Below are 14,618 nucleotides of genomic sequence, written 5' to 3' on the forward strand. Positions count from 1 at the left end.
AATGTAATGAGTATAGATAAAGCATTGACAATCGCCGGCTCTGATTCAGGCGGCGGCGCAGGGATACAGGCCGATATTAAAACCTTTCAGGAGCTTGATGTTTTCGGAATGTCTGCGATTACGGCGGTAACCGCCCAAAATACGCTTGGCGTCCATGGGGTGCATCCGCTGACTGTAGAGGCGCTGAGACAGCAAATTGATGCTGTTGCTGAGGATTTGAGGCCGGACGCCGTAAAAACGGGAATGCTCTGGAATACTGAAATGATTGAAGAAGTGGCGAGAAAAATTGACGAGTACGGGTTTAACCGTGTGATTGTTGATCCGGTTATGATCGCAAAGGGCGGTGCATCCTTGCTGCACGACGAATCAGTTGCTACCTTAAAGGAGCTGCTCATTCCGAGAAGTTACGCGATTACGCCGAATGTTCCGGAAGCAGAAACGCTGACAGGAATGACAATCCGTTCGCTGGATGACCGAAAAAAAGCTGCGGAGCAGCTCGTAAAGATGGGTGCGCAGCATGTGATTATCAAAGGCGGGCACCAGCCTGAGGACAATCACATTACTGACCTTCTTTTTGATGGAAACATGTTTATGCAAATCGGCCATCCTTATATCGATACGAAGCATACGCATGGCACAGGCTGTACCTTTGCTGCGGCTTTGACAGCTCAAACTGCTAAGGGAGACAGCATCCATCAGGCATTCGAGGTTGCGGCCAACTTTGTCCGCGAAGCAGTGGAAAATACGCTCGGCATCGGATCGGGCCACGGGCCGACAAACCATTTCGCCTTTAAACGAAACAGCTTAAAAACTAGCCGATGAGATCACCAGCTGATGGTGGTCTCTTTCACGTTTGTTTATGGTAGCGCTTTTCATCTGGACAAGGTTATGATATGATAGGATAGGAATTTAAGATCAGGTACTAATACTATGTCTTTATTAAATATAGGAGGCTTTATACATATGAATTTTTCACTCGAAGGCCGCAACATTGTTGTGATGGGAGTAGCCAATAAACGCAGTATCGCGTGGGGAATTGCGCGCTCTTTACATGAAGCAGGCGCACGTTTGATTTTCACATACGCAGGAGAACGCCTTGAGAAATCTGTTCACGAGCTTGCGGGAACGTTAGAACGCAATGATTCCATTATCCTTCCTTGCGACGTAACAAACGACGCGGAAATCGAAACTTGCTTCGCAAGCATTAAGGAGCAGGTCGGTGTGATCCACGGTATCGCGCATTGTATCGCGTTTGCCAATAAAGAAGAACTTGTCGGTGAATACTTAAACACAAATCGTGACGGTTTCCTTTTGGCTCATAACATCAGCTCATACTCTCTGACAGCTGTTGTCAAAGCGGCACGTCCGATGATGACTGAAGGCGGAAGCATTGTCACTTTGACTTACCTTGGCGGCGAGCTTGTGATGCCAAACTACAACGTCATGGGTGTAGCGAAAGCTTCTCTTGATGCAAGTGTGAAATACTTAGCTGCTGACTTAGGAAAAGAAAATATCCGCGTTAACAGCATTTCTGCAGGGCCGATCAGAACATTATCTGCTAAAGGCATCAGTGATTTCAACTCTATCTTAAAAGACATCGAAGACCGTGCGCCGCTTCGCCGCACGACAACACCTGAAGAAGTGGGCGATACAGCTGCGTTCTTATTCAGTGATATGTCCCGAGGCATTACAGGTGAAAATCTTCACGTTGATTCAGGTTTCCATATCACTGCCCGCTAAGCAGGATCTATGTCAAGCAATCCCGAACAGGGATTGCTTTTTTATTTCTTCTGATTTTCAGCTTTCTGTCATATAGATAGAATATGACACAATCGGAGGGATGAAGATGTCTAATAAGAAAAGAAACGCGGATAAAAAACCGCTCATGTATATTGTTCAGCCGGATTATGCAGAAACAACAAGGTCATCCATGCAGGAGATTGTCATCAAAAAAAAGGCCAGCAAACCCGCTCCGCCAAAAGCAGAGGAAAAGCCGGCCTACCAGGAGAAACAGCCGGAGGAAGTTGTGGCAAAGGATGTCCAGCAAGCAGAGGAAAAGCCTGAAGCTGAGCCAGTGAGTCAGCAAACACAAGAGGTCAGAGAGCCAGAGAACACAAAGAACACAAAGAACCAGCAGAAACAGAAAGCAGAGCCGCAGGCTGTTGAAGAAACCGTCGAACACGAGCCTCCGAAAGCAGAAAAAAAGGAAGAGCCTGCACCTGAACTTGAGGCCCGGAAGCCTGAAAAAGAACCGGAAGCTGTCCATAATGCTGCCAAAGCGGAGGAAAAAGCACCGCCTGCAAGAAAAGTGAAAAAGCCAATGAGCAAGATGACAATCCATGAAAAAATTGATTTTTTAACAAAGCTGCCTCATAACATGCCGAGAGCACTCTGTCTGATTGAAGCCAATGGAAGAACGTACAGGGGTGTGATTGTCGGAAGAAGAAATGATTCCGTTCTGCTTCGAACGACTGGAAACGGCGCGCCGACTGAGCTGTCGATTGATGAAATCACCTCTTTGCATCCGCTCGGTTTTTAATGAAATGGTAAAAGCTGCCCGGCAGATCTTCCCGGACAGCTTTTTTACATAGAGAAAAGCCTGCAGGCCTGCAAGCTTTTCAGCATTATCATTAATGATGATGCGTGCGATTGATTAATCGAGGATTTAAGCAGTTGATTGCGCAGAAGCAGTCTAAGTCCACTTCAATGCAGTAGTTCGTTTTTTCAAGTCGGAACACTTCACAAACCGTATCTGTATCGGTGAAGTCCAAAATGTGTTTGTGTTCGTCAAATGCGATTAATAATGACAGTGTTGCGCAGCTGTCATGAACTTTTTCCACTCTGAAAAATACTGTATTAAAGCAAGGGCCGTTATCGAGTTCGCCGACATTACCGAAGGCGACTAAAGGCTTTGATTTTGATGTAAATATTGCAAAAGGCACCGTGTCGCCCAGTGAATGAGTTGGCGACAAAAGCTTTGAATGGCAGCTTGTCGGGCAATCCTCTTCAACAGCGTGTTGCAGGTCTTCAATATTTTCTACAGCTTCACGCACGCAGCTTGATGTTTTCTGGCTCATATTATCCCTCCTGCCTTATAAATTTGAGACTGGCGAAATGATGGAGAGTCAGCTGCCTCACGCTGGAAGCAGCTGAATAATTTGCACCTGTAATAGAGTTTGGAAGGGGATTCCTCTTTACAAGTGTTTATCCATTGTGATGATGCTTTTTATCTCTGTTAGGGGATGTTCTGTCAACTAACTCTGGCGACAAGCACTGAATGGCACAGAAGCATCCAAGATCCACTTCAATGCAGAAATCTGTTTTTTCTAGCCCGAAGAAATCCGGGTCGCAAGGGTGGCAAACACTTAAGGTATCGCCTTTGACATCGACCGGGCGTAAAATAGACAGTGTTGCACAGCAATCGCATAATTTTTCGACGCGGAAGAAAATGGATTCAAAGCATTGCATATCATCCACAAATCCCCCCACGTTTCCGAATGTGGAGAACAATCCGCCTTTTTTATCAAAAACGAGAAACGGAATTGTGTCTTTTCCAGCAATCGTAGGGTTTAAAAGGTTGGTATAGCAGCCAGTCGGACACTGTTCTTCAACTGCCTCCTGCTCTGCTAAAATCTTTTCCACTGCATCGCATACACAGTTCTCATGCCGGCCATGGGTTTTTCCGCAGCTCATTGATTTCAGCTCCTTCTTTATAGGGTATTTGACTTTAGTCCTTAACAACATATGTACCCGTGCCCCACTTGGTGTGGGTGAACGTCTATATATTCATCATATGCTTGGAAAATAAGAAAAAGCAGAGCGTTTTTAGCTCTGCTTTTAAGTCCTCTAGAGGACAAGAGTAATAACTAGGATGGCTACAAGGGTGTTTGTTGCTGTAGAGATAAGTGTTGCGATATCGGCATCTACTGTTGAGACGTTTACGCCGCGGGAGCATTCGATGAGAAGTTTTTGGCGGTTAACTTGCTTGTTAGCTGTAAGCTGCAATAAATCTTGTGCGACTAATTCGGCAATTACTCCGTCTGCAATGGATGTGAGAGTAGCTGTAACTACAGCGGCATTAAGTGCTGTTACAACTGATGTTACTGCTTGAACGTCTGTCGATGTAACGTTAATATCACAAGAATCTCTAATAATAATCGTTTCATCGGAGACTTGTTTGTTGAGGTTTGCCTGAGCTAGATCTTGGTCGATGAAGGCGTTGTCGTTGCCAAAAAAACCATTCCCATTACAGCATACATCGCAATTACATTTTCTTTCTTCTTTTTTTTCTTTATCTTTTTCGTCTAACGGATGGTCACAGTCAGGATCAAGTGCAACCCAAGAGTATGGTCTGCTTTCCATATCTATTCCTCCTTTTCTTTTACTGTTATTAAATGAGCGAGCCTCTTACTTTGACTGAGTCATATATCATGATGAATTGCCCTATTTTTTATAATTAATTTGAGCTGTTATTGTTTTGCCGTCTTTGTCTGAGTTGTTCTATGAGCTGCTCTCTGCGGCTTAGCGGTTTTGTGTTCTTTTGCTCTTGCTCCGATTCTTCTTTTTTCTTCTTTTGATTTTCAATTAAAGCTTCTGATTTAGCCTGCAAGTCTTTAACTAGATTTAAGAGCATTTCTTTTTCTTCATCTGATACTTTTTTCATTTTGTCTTTCGTGACACCATGTTTAAGAAATATATTGTGGACCAGCATTTTCGTCATCGGATCAACTTCAGGAAGCTTTGCAAGCTCTTCTTTGATTTTGTCGTTATCTGACATTTGTTTTCACCTCGACTTTTAAGTTTGTGAAAAAGAAAGGGTTAAAGGACGTCAAGTTCATTGAGAATGCTGTTTAACACCTGAAGCAAGATTTGTACAAAGGTTATTATTTCGTCGGCAGACAAAGTAATTTTGATATTTCGGCTGTTGATAATTTTAATGATGGTTCTTTTTTTGATTTGGGAGTTATCGAGAATAAGAATTTCGCTAGCCACTGCGTCAGCCAAGTCTTCGTCGGCGATGACGAGCTGTGTCGCCAGGATAATCATGGTTGTCACAAAGGCTTGTATAGAAAGGGCAGATGTTATATGTGATGTATCTATTGTGATATTTTCGCAATCAATCACTTCGATCTGCTGTTCGAATTCGCTTGATAATTGTTCAAATATTACAGGATGCAGGGATTCAACATTTTCTTCAATCGACATAACCTTCACTCCTTTCTTATCCATACTCTATATAATGCAAATGGGGTGCAGAGCGGAATAATAAAAATAACCAATTTTCCGCCGGACAAGATACGATTCATGAAGGATAGGGTTTTGGCATATATGTGAAGGGATCATGATTGGCAAAGGAGTGAACAAGTGGTTATTAATGGACTGACAATTGTTCTTCTTTCACTTGCGGTCTTTCGGCTCGCTCGGCTGCTGGTGTTTGATACAATTATGGCGCCGCTTCGCAGCCTATTTCACGAAGAAAAGGAGGAAAAGGATGCGGACGGGAACATTGAAACGTATATCGTGATTAAGGGAACGGGTGTGAGGGCGTTTATTGGTGAATTGCTCAGCTGCTATTGGTGCACAGGCGTGTGGTGCGCCGGCTTTTTGATTTTATGCCAGGCATTGATCCCGCAAATTGCCCAGTGGCTGATTTTGCTGCTGGCGATCGCTGGTCTTGCCGGTATTATTGAAACACTTGTATCAAAATGGCTGCAGGAATGAGGCGTTCCCACCAGCAACTTTTCACTAGCATCCGCATAAAGTAGCATATATGACATAATGAAAGGAAGGGAACAAAATGAGTCAATTCAATAAACCTTCCCAAAAAACTCCATATAAAGATTCATCGCATCAATCAAAAAAGATCAAAAAGAAAGGCTGCGGGTGCGGAAATAAAAAGAAAAAGCCTCAATAGCCTGGCAAAGAAACCGGAAACTTCCGGTTTTTTGTTTTTTTAACGGGGCGGCCTCGCACAGCATATATCATGAGTGGGGGGATGCCAGTGAATGAGTTTGAAAAATGGATAGACGGAAGATATGAACCTCACGAACAAAAGCAAAAAGAGCATGAAGGCATCATGAGCAGGATCAGAAAAGACTTGGATGCATTTGATGAAGCCTGTCTGGCGTTTGAAGAGGAGATTGAAGAGCTGGCTGAAAAAACAGAAGCCTTGCTAAAAAAACACAAGGCTCAGTACGATCAATCATAAATCCGCAAACGCCCTATGCGAATATCCAAGCCGATTAAGGCTGTTCACATAGTGTATAGAGAGTAAAGGAGGTGCTTATCTATGGGCTTTGGATACGGATTCGGAGGAGGCTACGGCGGCGGCTGTTATGGCGGTTATGCTGGCGGTTACGGCGGCGGCTATGGTTCAACATTTGTTCTTTTAGTCGTATTGTTCATTCTCCTTATCATCGTGGGTGCATCTTTTTATAACTTCTAAGATTTATTGAGGGAAGTACGGGTGATGTCCTGTACTTCCTTGCCTTGTGTTCATTTTTTATTTTTGGAAAAAGCACATTGAACAATGGGTGTTCATACAATACCGTATCACTCCGCCAAAAGGAGGCGTATTATGGATAATCAATTTTTTAAGAACGTCGAAAAGAAAACAGGTGTCAATATGCAGGATGTCATGAATCTTGCCGGCTCCCTTCAAAATGCCAATTTTAAAGACGAAAACACAGTACGCAGTGTCATTAAACGTGTAGCACAGCTGGCAAACAGACGCGTGCCGAAAGAATTAGAAGATAAGATTGTTCAGTCCATTACAAGCGGAAAAGAAAAGCTTGATTTTGGTACGATTTCTAAAATGATGGATAATAAATAAGCAGAGGGCCGGGCTGATTCAATACAGCCGGCCTTTTTTTATTTTATAGAAAAGGCCCGGCAGGACTGCCGGGCTGTTAGTTATGCAAGGGCTGTCTTGCTTGTTGTAAAAGGGGATGCAAAAATCTTGAACGGTGGGCCGTTTTGCCGCGTCTGTTTGCGGGACAAGACAAATATAAATGCTGTTTTGCCCGGGTCATGGCAACATATAATAGGCGTCTTTCTTCCTCAAGAGAAGCTTCATCTCCTTTTCTCGCTGTTTCTAATGAGAAATCGTGTGGAATCGAGCCATCTACCGTGCCTAACACGTATACGGTTTTGAATTCAAGGCCTTTTGACCGGTGAATGGTCATCAGCTGAACGCCATTTTCATCCGTTTTGTTTTTCTCAGCGGCTCTCATATGGTCTACATGGGCGAGAAAGTCAGGAATTGTTTTGAATTTCTTGGCGACGACCTTAATGTCACGCAGGTCATCAGAGCCTTTTTCCAGCTTGTTCCCCTCATTGCCCCGTTTTTTTAAATACTCGGAGAAGCCCATTTTTCCTTCGGCAAAGGTGATCGCTTCCACCGGCTTCATCGTGCGGAGGCTTGCGAAAAACGGCACGATCTTCTTGATTTTGTCCAACTGGAACGGCTTGAGATCAGGCAGTTTGGCCAGCGCTTTAATCATAGAGCAGTCCTCGGTAATCGAGAGCGCCTTCAGCGTGTTCAATGTGGACTGTTTTAAGAACAAGGCGGGCAGCAAGTGCTTAATCGCATCAGTATCATCTTCATTTTGGCTGGCATACAAGTATGCAAGAATTTGGCGGACAATCCGTCTGCTGTAAAACGATTGGACGCCGCGGTCTGCTGTATACGGAATTGACGAATGGTGAAGCCTTTCATAAATGGCGCGGCCCCCGCTGTTTGTGCGGTAGAGAACCGCAAAGTCTTCAGGATTTGCCCCATTTTGAATTTTTTCTTTCATATCGGAAACGATCATTGTTGCTTCTTCCTCTTCATCATAAGGATAAAACAGCACAGGGACCTGGACGTCATCACGCGCCGCTTCAAGCGATTTGGCATATCTGTTTTTGTTCTTTTTCACGACGATATCAGCACTTGAGACGATCGGATGCGTAGACCTGTAGTTCGCAGTTAAATAGATCGTCTTCGCTCCGGGATAATCCTTTTGAAAATCAAGAATAAAAGACGGATTGCTTCCGCGAAACGCGTAGATGGACTGGTCATCGTCTCCGACACAGCACAGGTTTTGCTCCGGGCTTGCCAGCATTTGCATAATTTTATATTGAACCGGGTTAATGTCCTGAAACTCATCAATTAAGATATACGTAAACCGAGATTGATATTGTTCCAGAAGATCCGGCCGATCGATAAACAATTCATAGCAGGCTGAAGCCATGTCATCGAAATCAAATTGGTTGTGTTCTTTTTTCTGTCGTTCATAATGTTCATATAAACGATAGACTTGTTTTTCCCACTCATCTTTTAAAGGGATGCGTTCATTCGGAACATAAGTGTTTTTCCAGAAACCGATCTGCTGCAGGGCCTGATCAACGGGGAACTCTTTCTCATCAATACCTTCTTCATAGAGTGCTTTTTTGATATATTGTTCCCGCTGCCACTCCATTTTCAGCAGATGTTCGCCATTCCATTTAGCAGAATCATAGTGATACAAAATCTTATAAAACAAGCTGTGGAATGTTCCGGTGACAAGTCTTCTGACTTTTGCAGGCTGTAATCCGTACTGCTTGGCCATACGCTCTTTCATTTCGGCGACGGCTTTTGTCGTAAAGGTGACTAGCAGCATGTTTTCCGGCGGTATGTCTAAGTGTTCAATCATGTGGGCGGCGCGCGCCGTTAGCACCCGTGTTTTTCCGCTTCCTGCACCTGCAAGCACTAGCAGCGGGCCTTCCGTTTCCGTGACAGCTTTCAGCTGATCCGTGTTCAAGCCGACCGACGGAAAAAGACTCGTATCAGGTTCTATTGTTTTTTGTACAAATGGTGTTCTTGGTTTAATGTTTCTCGGCTGCTGCCATTCCGTGACAGCTGGAGACGATTCAGCAGCGATTGCTTTCCCCTTGGGCAAACGAAAGACACCGGATTCCTGATAGTCTTCTTTTTTCTCCTCTTTAGCGGGTTTCGTTTCGCAGGCCTCCTCACATGCCGGAAAATGCCCTGGCTGGCGGTGGATAAACTCCGGCGGATCCGCAATGTTGAGCCTTAACAAAACGGGTTTTCCGCAATGAGAACAAAATAAATGTCCTTTTATTCCTTCTTCAAAAAGGAATTGATAATGTTCTCTCGAATATGTATGTAAATGTATGGTTCGATCATTCAGTCGGGCGCATTTCAAAAAGGGATCCTCCCAATCAAAAAAAGGTGTTCAATACAGACAAAGACTATCATATCAAAAGAAACGTGTTTCAAAAAGTAAGTTTTAGGGAAAAGAGACAGCAGAAGGGTGGGTATCGTATGATATATGCAGGTCAAATTCAGAACCAGCAATACGCTCAATATGCAAATAGAACGATTGGACATAAGCAGGATTATGCCGGAACCGAAAAAATCAACTATGTCTCATTTCAGCGGGTATACAAGGAACTTGAAAAGCAGCAGGAGAATCAAACGGCCGCTGAAAGAAAAGTTAACGAGGCGAAACGTAAGCGCTCTCTTTATAAGAGATTGCGAGAAAAAGGAATGGGCACTTATATTAATCGATATGTATAAAAAACCGTTCACTTCCAGAGAACGGTTTTTTATGTGCGGAAAAAATCCGGGTCTCAATAGACCCGGATGCTGTTAGTCCTTAATCATTTGTAAGTGGGGAATGCCGGCATCGAGAAATTCTTTTTCAGAAAGCACGCGATACCCGTGTTTCTTGTAAAACGGCACAGCCTGCGTTTGCGCGTTTAAAATGAAACCCGAAGCGCCGCCGTCTGTCGCCGCTTTTTCGAGTGCCTTCATAATGATGCCGCCGACACCGGAGGAGCGGTGGCTTTTTAATACACAGATCCGCTCTAACTTGCCGTAGCCGTCCTTCATACGCCATCTTCCGGCGCCGACAGGCTTTTCGCCGTCATACACGACGATATGCTCCGACTCATTTTCAAGTTCGTCAATTTCTTCTTCAGCAGGCACGTTTTGTTCTTTGACAAAGACTTCTTCTCTTACATAAAATGCATCTTTCATTTGTTCTTCATTTTTTGCGATAACTGCTTCCAAACGATTATTCTCCTCCGCCTAACAAGAAGGTTTCATATACTGTCCACGATCCGTTTTCCAGCTGGTAAAGCAAGTGGAAACGGTCAACGATTTCTTCATGCGACACTTCCTGCATTTTTAATTGTCCCAGCACATCTGAATGCTCATCGTCGGAAAGATTTTGGCCGACCGTCACGTGCGGAACGAAATTATATTCCTGTTCACCAGCCAGTACACCGGTGTATAACTTTTCATTGAGTGTTTTTAATTCTTCCGTCGGCTCTGCTTTGATGTAAATGACATTATTGACAGGCGAAAATGAGCTGTATTTTGTCATTTTGAGAACCACTGGATGGGACTCCTTTGCGATGTTTCTCAGGTGGGATACAAGCTGATCCGCTTTCTCCTCTGCACATTCAAACGATGCTCTCAGCGTCAAATGGGGCGGGATTAGGGAATAGCTTGGGTCATAGCGCTTTCTGTAAGAGTTCGCAAGGTCTTGGAGTTTTTTTGATGGAAATAAAACGATTCCGTATTTCATATTATGTCCCTCCTGGAAATAAAGTATGATAGAGTGTCAAAGCATTTTTTTCAGCGCCGGCGTGATGAGCGGCTGCCAATATGTCCATTTGTGATCTCCGTCAAATGGTTCAAAAACATAATCGGAAAGCTTCTCCTCCAGCAGCTGTTTCAGCTCCTGATTCGGTTCTGTAAAGTCCAGAATGTTTCCGTCTGTCGTGTGGACCTCAGTTTCTTTTGTTCCGATCTGGTGATAAATAGAGAGGTGTTTGATATCGTCCGACTGTTTCACGGCTTCCAATACATGTTTGTCTACATAGGGAGACTGCATGATGATGTTACCGAACATATTCGGATAATCAAGCGCTGTCATAAGCGATATGGTCGCTCCGAGAGAGTCCCCTATCAGCGTTCGCCCATAGCCAACCTGATAGGTAGGGTACTCGCCATCCGCAAACGGAACGAGCTCATGGGCGATGAACCGTTTATACGCTGAAAATTTTGAGCCTTCCGGATGATAGGTATTTCGGCGCTCTTTTACATCCTTATAAGGAACACCGATAATAATGCTCCTGTCTATTTCTCGTTTGGACAGCAATTCTTCGACCTGTCTGCCAATTCTCCCCAGCCTGAAATAATCGTGGCCGTCCTGCGCGATAATGACATGGTATTTATAAAGCGGGGAGTAGTTGGACGGCAGATAAACGAGCAAAGTCATTTCTTCGTTAAGCTCTTTTGAAAAGAATTTCTTTTCTTGCACTGTGCCGTTTTTCGGTGCCATAATACATTCCTCCAGGACATCACTAGACTTTCTTGCTGTTTTTCATTATTGTACCATGAATTATTAGAAATTTCTCTCTTTAAACAGTTCGGAACTCGAAGAAAAAAGTGTTGAAATAAACTGCAAATTGCGCTAATATAAAACAATCAGAAAATTGAAATCGATATTTCTTATCGTGAGAGGTGGAGGGACTGGCCCTTAGAAACCTCAGCAACCGGCTTGTTTTGCATATGTGCAAAACGCCAAGGTGCTAAATCCAGCAAGCGTTTTTTATGCTTGGAAGATAAGAAGAAGCGTTAAACCCCTTCTTCTTATGAAGAAGGGGTTTTTTATTATGAAAAGGGAAGGTGTCAGCTATATGTCACAGCACGTTGAAACGAAATTAGCCCAAATCGGGAACCGAAGCGACGAAGTAACGGGAACAGTGAGTCCTCCTATTTATTTATCAACAGCATACCGCCACAGAGGGATCGGAGAATCAACGGGATTTGATTATGTCCGCACAAAGAATCCGACACGCCAGCTTGTTGAGGATGCGATCGCCAGCTTAGAAAATGGAGCGAGAGGGCTTGCCTTCAGTTCGGGAATGGCAGCCATCCAAACGATTATGGCTCTATTTAAAAGCGGAGACGAACTGATCGTTTCATCGGATCTATATGGCGGCACGTACCGTCTGTTTGAAAATGAATGGAAAAAATACGGATTAACCTTTCATTATGATGATTTCAGCGATGAGGACTGTTTACGCACTAAGATTACGCCGAACACAAAAGCGGTGTTTGTGGAAACACCGACAAATCCGCTCATGCAGGAGGCGGACATTGAAAAGATCGCCCGGATAACAAAAGAGCACGGTCTTCTGCTGATCGTTGATAATACATTTTATACCCCGATCTTGCAGCGTCCGCTTGAGCTGGGAGCCGACATTGTGATTCACAGTGCAACCAAGTATTTAGGCGGGCATAACGACTTGCTTGCTGGACTTGTCGTTGTAAAGGATGAGCAGCTTGGTGAGGAAATGTTTCAACATCAAAATGCGATCGGCGCCGTCCTGCCTCCGTTCGATTCGTGGCTTCTGATGAGAGGAATGAAGACACTGAGCCTCAGAATGCGCCAGCATCAGGAAAACGCGCAGGAGCTTGCGGCGTTTTTAGAAGAGCAGGATGAAATTGCCGATGTACTGTATCCCGGAAAAGGCGGCATGCTGTCCTTCCGTCTGCAAAAAGAAGAGTGGGTCAACCCATTTTTAAAAGCGCTGAAGACCATTTGTTTTGCTGAAAGCCTCGGCGGGGTGGAAAGTTTTATTACATACCCTGCCACACAGACGCACATGGATATTCCTGAAGAGATCCGCATCGCAAACGGGGTCTGCAATCGTTTGCTGCGTTTTTCGGTCGGAATTGAACATGCGGAAGATTTAAAAGAGGACCTAAAACAGGCACTATGTCAGGTCAAAGAGGGAGCTGTTTCATTTGAATAATCACAATTGGACGCTGGAAACCCAGCTCGTGCACAATCCATTTAAAACAGACGGCGCAACCGGAGCGGTCAGTGTGCCGATCCAGCACGCATCGACTTTTCACCAATCTTCATTTGAAGAGTTTGGCGGATACGATTACAGCCGCTCAGGAACGCCGACAAGAACAGCTCTCGAAGAAACAATTGCCGCACTGGAAGGCGGAACGAGAGGATTTGCTTTCAGTTCAGGCATGGCTGCGATCTCAACAGCATTTTTACTTTTGTCACAGGGCGATCACGTTCTTGTGACAGAAGATGTATACGGCGGAACCTTCCGCATGGTGACAGAGGTGTTGACCAGGTTTGGCATTGAGCATACGTTTGTTGATATGACGGATAGTAACGAAGTGGCGCGGAATATCAAGCCAAATACAAAGGTCATTTATATGGAGACACCGTCAAATCCGACACTTGGGATTACTGATATTAAAGCGGTTGTTCAGCTTGCAAAGGAAAACGGCTGTTTGACCTTTCTGGACAATACATTCATGACTCCTGCTCTGCAGCGTCCGCTTGATCTCGGCGTGGATATTGTGCTTCACAGCGCAACAAAATTCCTGAGCGGACACAGCGATGTGCTGTCAGGCCTGGCTGCTGTCAATGATGAAGAGCTTGGGAAACAGCTGTATAAGCTGCAAAACGCGTTCGGTGCTGTTCTTGGCGTGCAAGATTGCTGGCTTGTGCTGCGCGGATTAAAAACATTGCAGGTCCGTTTAGAAAAAGCGAGCCAAACAGCGCAGCGGCTTGCGGAGTTTTTTCAGAAGCATCCGGCGGTGAAACGCGTGTATTATCCGGGGCTGGCTGATCATCCGGGCGCTGAAACCCATAAAAGCCAGTCAACGGGAGCGGGCGCCGTGCTGTCTTTTGAGCTTGAAAGCAAAGAGGCTGTTAAGAAATTAGTAGAGAATGTATCACTTCCAGTCTTCGCTGTCAGCCTTGGCGCTGTGGAATCGATTTTGTCCTATCCGGCAACGATGTCTCACGCGGCAATGCCCAAGGAAGAGCGTGAAAAACGCGGTATCACAGACGGCCTACTCCGTCTTAGCGTGGGAGTCGAACATGCAGACGATTTAGAACGTGATTTCGAACAAGCGCTGAAAGAAATTGCGCCAGTGGCGGTTCGTTAAAAAGAAGCCGGGGATGGCCCGGCTTCTTTTATTGTTCATCATCAGGATTCAGAATCGCGAGGACTTGATGATCCTCCCATACGCCGTTGATTTTCACATTTTTGCGGGCGATGCCCTCTTTATGAAATCCCGCTTTTTCCAATACACGCATGGACCCGAGATTGCGGGGCATCACACCGGCTTCAATACGGTGCAGTTTCAATTCGTGAAACGCAAAATCAACAATCAATCTGACCGCCTCTGTCATAAGGCCCTTTCCATTATGGGCTTTGTCTAAAAAATACCCGATAAACCCAGCTTGCAGCGCTCCGCGGATGATTTGAAAGAGCGAAACCGTGCCGATTAATGTATCGTCCGAGGTTGAAAAAATGCCAAAATGATACTCTTCATCACTCTCCAGTCTTTGCTGATACTCTGCTATCCTTTTTCTTTGCCCCTCAACCGTATAATAATCGTTTGCGCGTATCATGGAAAACTGTTCAAAAAAATCCCGGTTTTCGCTTTGCAGCCGCAGATTTTGTTCCGCATCCTTTACTTCTAAAGGTCTTATATAGATGTTTTTTCCTTTTAACATACAATGATCTCTCCGTTCTCATGTCAGCATTCCTCTTACATTATTCTGAGGAACGTGTAAAAA

The 14,618-nt window shown here is 44.7% G+C and carries 20 protein-coding genes and 1 riboswitch; of the genes, 10 read left to right on the forward strand and 10 right to left on the reverse strand.

The genetic code is table 11. From position 1 onward, the window contains the following. The first annotated feature begins 6 nt into the window (after positions 1-6). The 3 genes from thiD to cotO all read left to right on the forward strand — a co-directional run bounded on the left by thiD (position 7) and on the right by cotO (position 2,539). The gene (thiD, locus tag M0696_RS06450) at positions 7-822 is read left to right on the forward strand and encodes a bifunctional hydroxymethylpyrimidine kinase/phosphomethylpyrimidine kinase (RefSeq protein ID WP_248602614.1); all 816 of its coding nucleotides are present in this window, start codon (positions 7-9) and stop codon (positions 820-822) included. Between the two features lie 141 nt (positions 823-963). Beyond that, entirely contained in the window at positions 964-1,740 is a 777-nt protein-coding gene (fabI, locus tag M0696_RS06455) for an enoyl-ACP reductase FabI (protein ID WP_166853613.1), read from the forward strand. Positions 1,741-1,840: 100 nt separating this feature from the next. Continuing rightward, positions 1,841-2,539, forward strand: a complete 699-nt coding sequence (cotO, locus tag M0696_RS06460) for a spore coat protein CotO (protein WP_248602615.1) — start codon at positions 1,841-1,843, stop codon at positions 2,537-2,539. Positions 2,540-2,630: 91 nt separating this feature from the next. On the opposite strand, the gene cotZ is transcribed toward cotO, so the two are convergent. The 5 genes from cotZ to cotV all read right to left on the reverse strand — a co-directional run bounded on the left by cotZ (position 2,631) and on the right by cotV (position 5,205). Next, positions 2,631-3,077, reverse strand: a complete 447-nt coding sequence (gene cotZ, locus M0696_RS06465) for a spore coat protein CotZ (protein WP_248602616.1) — start codon at positions 3,075-3,077, stop codon at positions 2,631-2,633. 127 nt (positions 3,078-3,204) lie between these two features. Next, a complete protein-coding gene (gene cotY, locus M0696_RS06470; protein WP_014113395.1) occupies positions 3,205-3,693 on the reverse strand; it encodes a spore coat protein CotY in 489 nt (162 codons plus the stop codon). Between the two features lie 153 nt (positions 3,694-3,846). Continuing rightward, the gene (cotX, locus tag M0696_RS06475) at positions 3,847-4,362 is read right to left on the reverse strand and encodes a spore coat protein CotX (RefSeq protein ID WP_222142609.1); all 516 of its coding nucleotides are present in this window, start codon (positions 4,360-4,362) and stop codon (positions 3,847-3,849) included. A 94-nt stretch (positions 4,363-4,456) separates the two neighbouring features. After that, complete coding sequence (gene cotW / locus M0696_RS06480) at positions 4,457-4,777, reverse strand: spore coat protein CotW (RefSeq protein ID WP_222142610.1); 321 nt, start codon at positions 4,775-4,777, stop codon at positions 4,457-4,459. 41 nt (positions 4,778-4,818) lie between these two features. Beyond that, complete coding sequence (gene cotV / locus M0696_RS06485) at positions 4,819-5,205, reverse strand: spore coat protein CotV (protein WP_166853609.1); 387 nt, start codon at positions 5,203-5,205, stop codon at positions 4,819-4,821. Between the two features lie 159 nt (positions 5,206-5,364). On the opposite strand from cotV, the gene yjcA reads away from it, so the two are divergent. From yjcA to spoVIF, 4 genes are all read left to right on the forward strand, one after another. Next, positions 5,365-5,721 (forward strand): sporulation protein YjcA, encoded by a 357-nt coding sequence (gene yjcA / locus M0696_RS06490; protein WP_014113399.1) that lies wholly within the window; start codon positions 5,365-5,367, stop codon positions 5,719-5,721. A 280-nt stretch (positions 5,722-6,001) separates the two neighbouring features. After that, positions 6,002-6,208 carry a hypothetical protein gene (locus M0696_RS06495; RefSeq protein ID WP_166853608.1) on the forward strand — a complete coding sequence of 69 codons (207 nt, stop codon included), beginning with the start codon at positions 6,002-6,004 and terminating at the stop codon, positions 6,206-6,208. A gap of 81 nt (positions 6,209-6,289) precedes the next feature. Further along, the gene (gene yjcZ, locus M0696_RS06500) at positions 6,290-6,445 is read left to right on the forward strand and encodes a sporulation protein YjcZ (RefSeq protein ID WP_003239234.1); all 156 of its coding nucleotides are present in this window, start codon (positions 6,290-6,292) and stop codon (positions 6,443-6,445) included. A 132-nt stretch (positions 6,446-6,577) separates the two neighbouring features. Further along, entirely contained in the window at positions 6,578-6,832 is a 255-nt protein-coding gene (gene spoVIF / locus M0696_RS06505) for a sporulation-specific transcription regulator SpoVIF (protein ID WP_166853607.1), read from the forward strand. A 76-nt stretch (positions 6,833-6,908) separates the two neighbouring features. Here the strand turns inward: spoVIF and M0696_RS06510 are convergent, their stop codons facing one another. Beyond that, a complete protein-coding gene (locus M0696_RS06510) occupies positions 6,909-9,188 on the reverse strand; it encodes an ATP-dependent helicase (RefSeq protein ID WP_222142611.1) in 2,280 nt (759 codons plus the stop codon). Between the two features lie 119 nt (positions 9,189-9,307). Here M0696_RS06510 and M0696_RS06515 point away from each other — a divergent pair, with 119 nt between their 5' ends. Continuing rightward, the gene (locus tag M0696_RS06515) at positions 9,308-9,562 is read left to right on the forward strand and encodes a hypothetical protein (RefSeq protein ID WP_166853605.1); all 255 of its coding nucleotides are present in this window, start codon (positions 9,308-9,310) and stop codon (positions 9,560-9,562) included. Between the two features lie 72 nt (positions 9,563-9,634). Here M0696_RS06515 and M0696_RS06520 read toward each other — a convergent pair whose 3' ends face one another. The 3 genes from M0696_RS06520 to M0696_RS06530 are packed head-to-tail and all read right to left on the reverse strand — an operon-like array spanning position 9,635 to position 11,336. Then, positions 9,635-10,057, reverse strand: coding sequence for a GNAT family N-acetyltransferase (locus tag M0696_RS06520; RefSeq protein WP_166853604.1), 423 nt, complete (start codon positions 10,055-10,057; stop codon positions 9,635-9,637). A gap of 4 nt (positions 10,058-10,061) precedes the next feature. Beyond that, positions 10,062-10,577 (reverse strand): YjcG family protein, encoded by a 516-nt coding sequence (locus tag M0696_RS06525; protein ID WP_248602617.1) that lies wholly within the window; start codon positions 10,575-10,577, stop codon positions 10,062-10,064. 36 nt (positions 10,578-10,613) lie between these two features. Next, positions 10,614-11,336 carry an esterase family protein gene (locus M0696_RS06530; protein ID WP_166853602.1) on the reverse strand — a complete coding sequence of 241 codons (723 nt, stop codon included), beginning with the start codon at positions 11,334-11,336 and terminating at the stop codon, positions 10,614-10,616. A 167-nt stretch (positions 11,337-11,503) separates the two neighbouring features. Next, a riboswitch (SAM riboswitch) is annotated at positions 11,504-11,626 on the forward strand. 68 nt (positions 11,627-11,694) lie between these two features. On the opposite strand from M0696_RS06530, the gene metI reads away from it, so the two are divergent. After that, positions 11,695-12,816: a cystathionine gamma-synthase/O-acetylhomoserine thiolyase gene (gene metI, locus M0696_RS06535; RefSeq protein ID WP_248602761.1), complete on the forward strand. Its 1,122-nt coding sequence runs from the start codon at positions 11,695-11,697 to the stop codon at positions 12,814-12,816. Continuing rightward, a complete protein-coding gene (metC, locus tag M0696_RS06540) occupies positions 12,809-13,981 on the forward strand; it encodes a cystathionine beta-lyase (protein WP_248602618.1) in 1,173 nt (390 codons plus the stop codon). The genes metI and metC overlap by 8 nt, the downstream gene beginning before the upstream one ends. Before the next feature lie 28 nt (positions 13,982-14,009). Here metC and M0696_RS06545 read toward each other — a convergent pair whose 3' ends face one another. Next, positions 14,010-14,555 carry a GNAT family N-acetyltransferase gene (locus M0696_RS06545; RefSeq protein WP_248602619.1) on the reverse strand — a complete coding sequence of 182 codons (546 nt, stop codon included), beginning with the start codon at positions 14,553-14,555 and terminating at the stop codon, positions 14,010-14,012. Positions 14,556-14,618 lie beyond the last annotated feature (63 nt).

The sequence above is a fragment of the Bacillus rugosus genome, assembly GCF_023238245.1.
In the GTDB taxonomy this organism is placed as follows: Bacteria; Bacillota; Bacilli; order Bacillales; family Bacillaceae; genus Bacillus; species Bacillus rugosus.

What these genes read in the sequence shown, in the direction of transcription:
- cotY (WP_014113395.1), bottom strand. Translation starts at nt 3,693, where the DNA reads ATGAGCTGCGGAAAAACCCATGGCCGGCATGAGAACTGTGTATGCGAT.
- thiD (WP_248602614.1), top strand. Translation starts at nt 7, where the DNA reads ATGAGTATAGATAAAGCATTGACAATCGCCGGCTCTGATTCAGGCGGC.
- spoVIF (WP_166853607.1), top strand. Translation starts at nt 6,578, where the DNA reads ATGGATAATCAATTTTTTAAGAACGTCGAAAAGAAAACAGGTGTCAAT.
- fabI (WP_166853613.1), top strand. Translation starts at nt 964, where the DNA reads ATGAATTTTTCACTCGAAGGCCGCAACATTGTTGTGATGGGAGTAGCC.
- M0696_RS06545 (WP_248602619.1), bottom strand. Translation starts at nt 14,555, where the DNA reads ATGTTAAAAGGAAAAAACATCTATATAAGACCTTTAGAAGTAAAGGAT.
- cotX (WP_222142609.1), bottom strand. Translation starts at nt 4,362, where the DNA reads ATGGAAAGCAGACCATACTCTTGGGTTGCACTTGATCCTGACTGTGAC.
- cotV (WP_166853609.1), bottom strand. Translation starts at nt 5,205, where the DNA reads ATGTCGATTGAAGAAAATGTTGAATCCCTGCATCCTGTAATATTTGAA.
- cotZ (WP_248602616.1), bottom strand. Translation starts at nt 3,077, where the DNA reads ATGAGCCAGAAAACATCAAGCTGCGTGCGTGAAGCTGTAGAAAATATT.
- M0696_RS06525 (WP_248602617.1), bottom strand. Translation starts at nt 10,577, where the DNA reads ATGAAATACGGAATCGTTTTATTTCCATCAAAAAAACTCCAAGACCTT.
- yjcZ (WP_003239234.1), top strand. Translation starts at nt 6,290, where the DNA reads ATGGGCTTTGGATACGGATTCGGAGGAGGCTACGGCGGCGGCTGTTAT.
- M0696_RS06530 (WP_166853602.1), bottom strand. Translation starts at nt 11,336, where the DNA reads ATGGCACCGAAAAACGGCACAGTGCAAGAAAAGAAATTCTTTTCAAAA.
- metI (WP_248602761.1), top strand. Translation starts at nt 11,695, where the DNA reads ATGTCACAGCACGTTGAAACGAAATTAGCCCAAATCGGGAACCGAAGC.
- cotW (WP_222142610.1), bottom strand. Translation starts at nt 4,777, where the DNA reads ATGTCAGATAACGACAAAATCAAAGAAGAGCTTGCAAAGCTTCCTGAA.
- M0696_RS06515 (WP_166853605.1), top strand. Translation starts at nt 9,308, where the DNA reads ATGATATATGCAGGTCAAATTCAGAACCAGCAATACGCTCAATATGCA.
- cotO (WP_248602615.1), top strand. Translation starts at nt 1,841, where the DNA reads ATGAAGATGTCTAATAAGAAAAGAAACGCGGATAAAAAACCGCTCATG.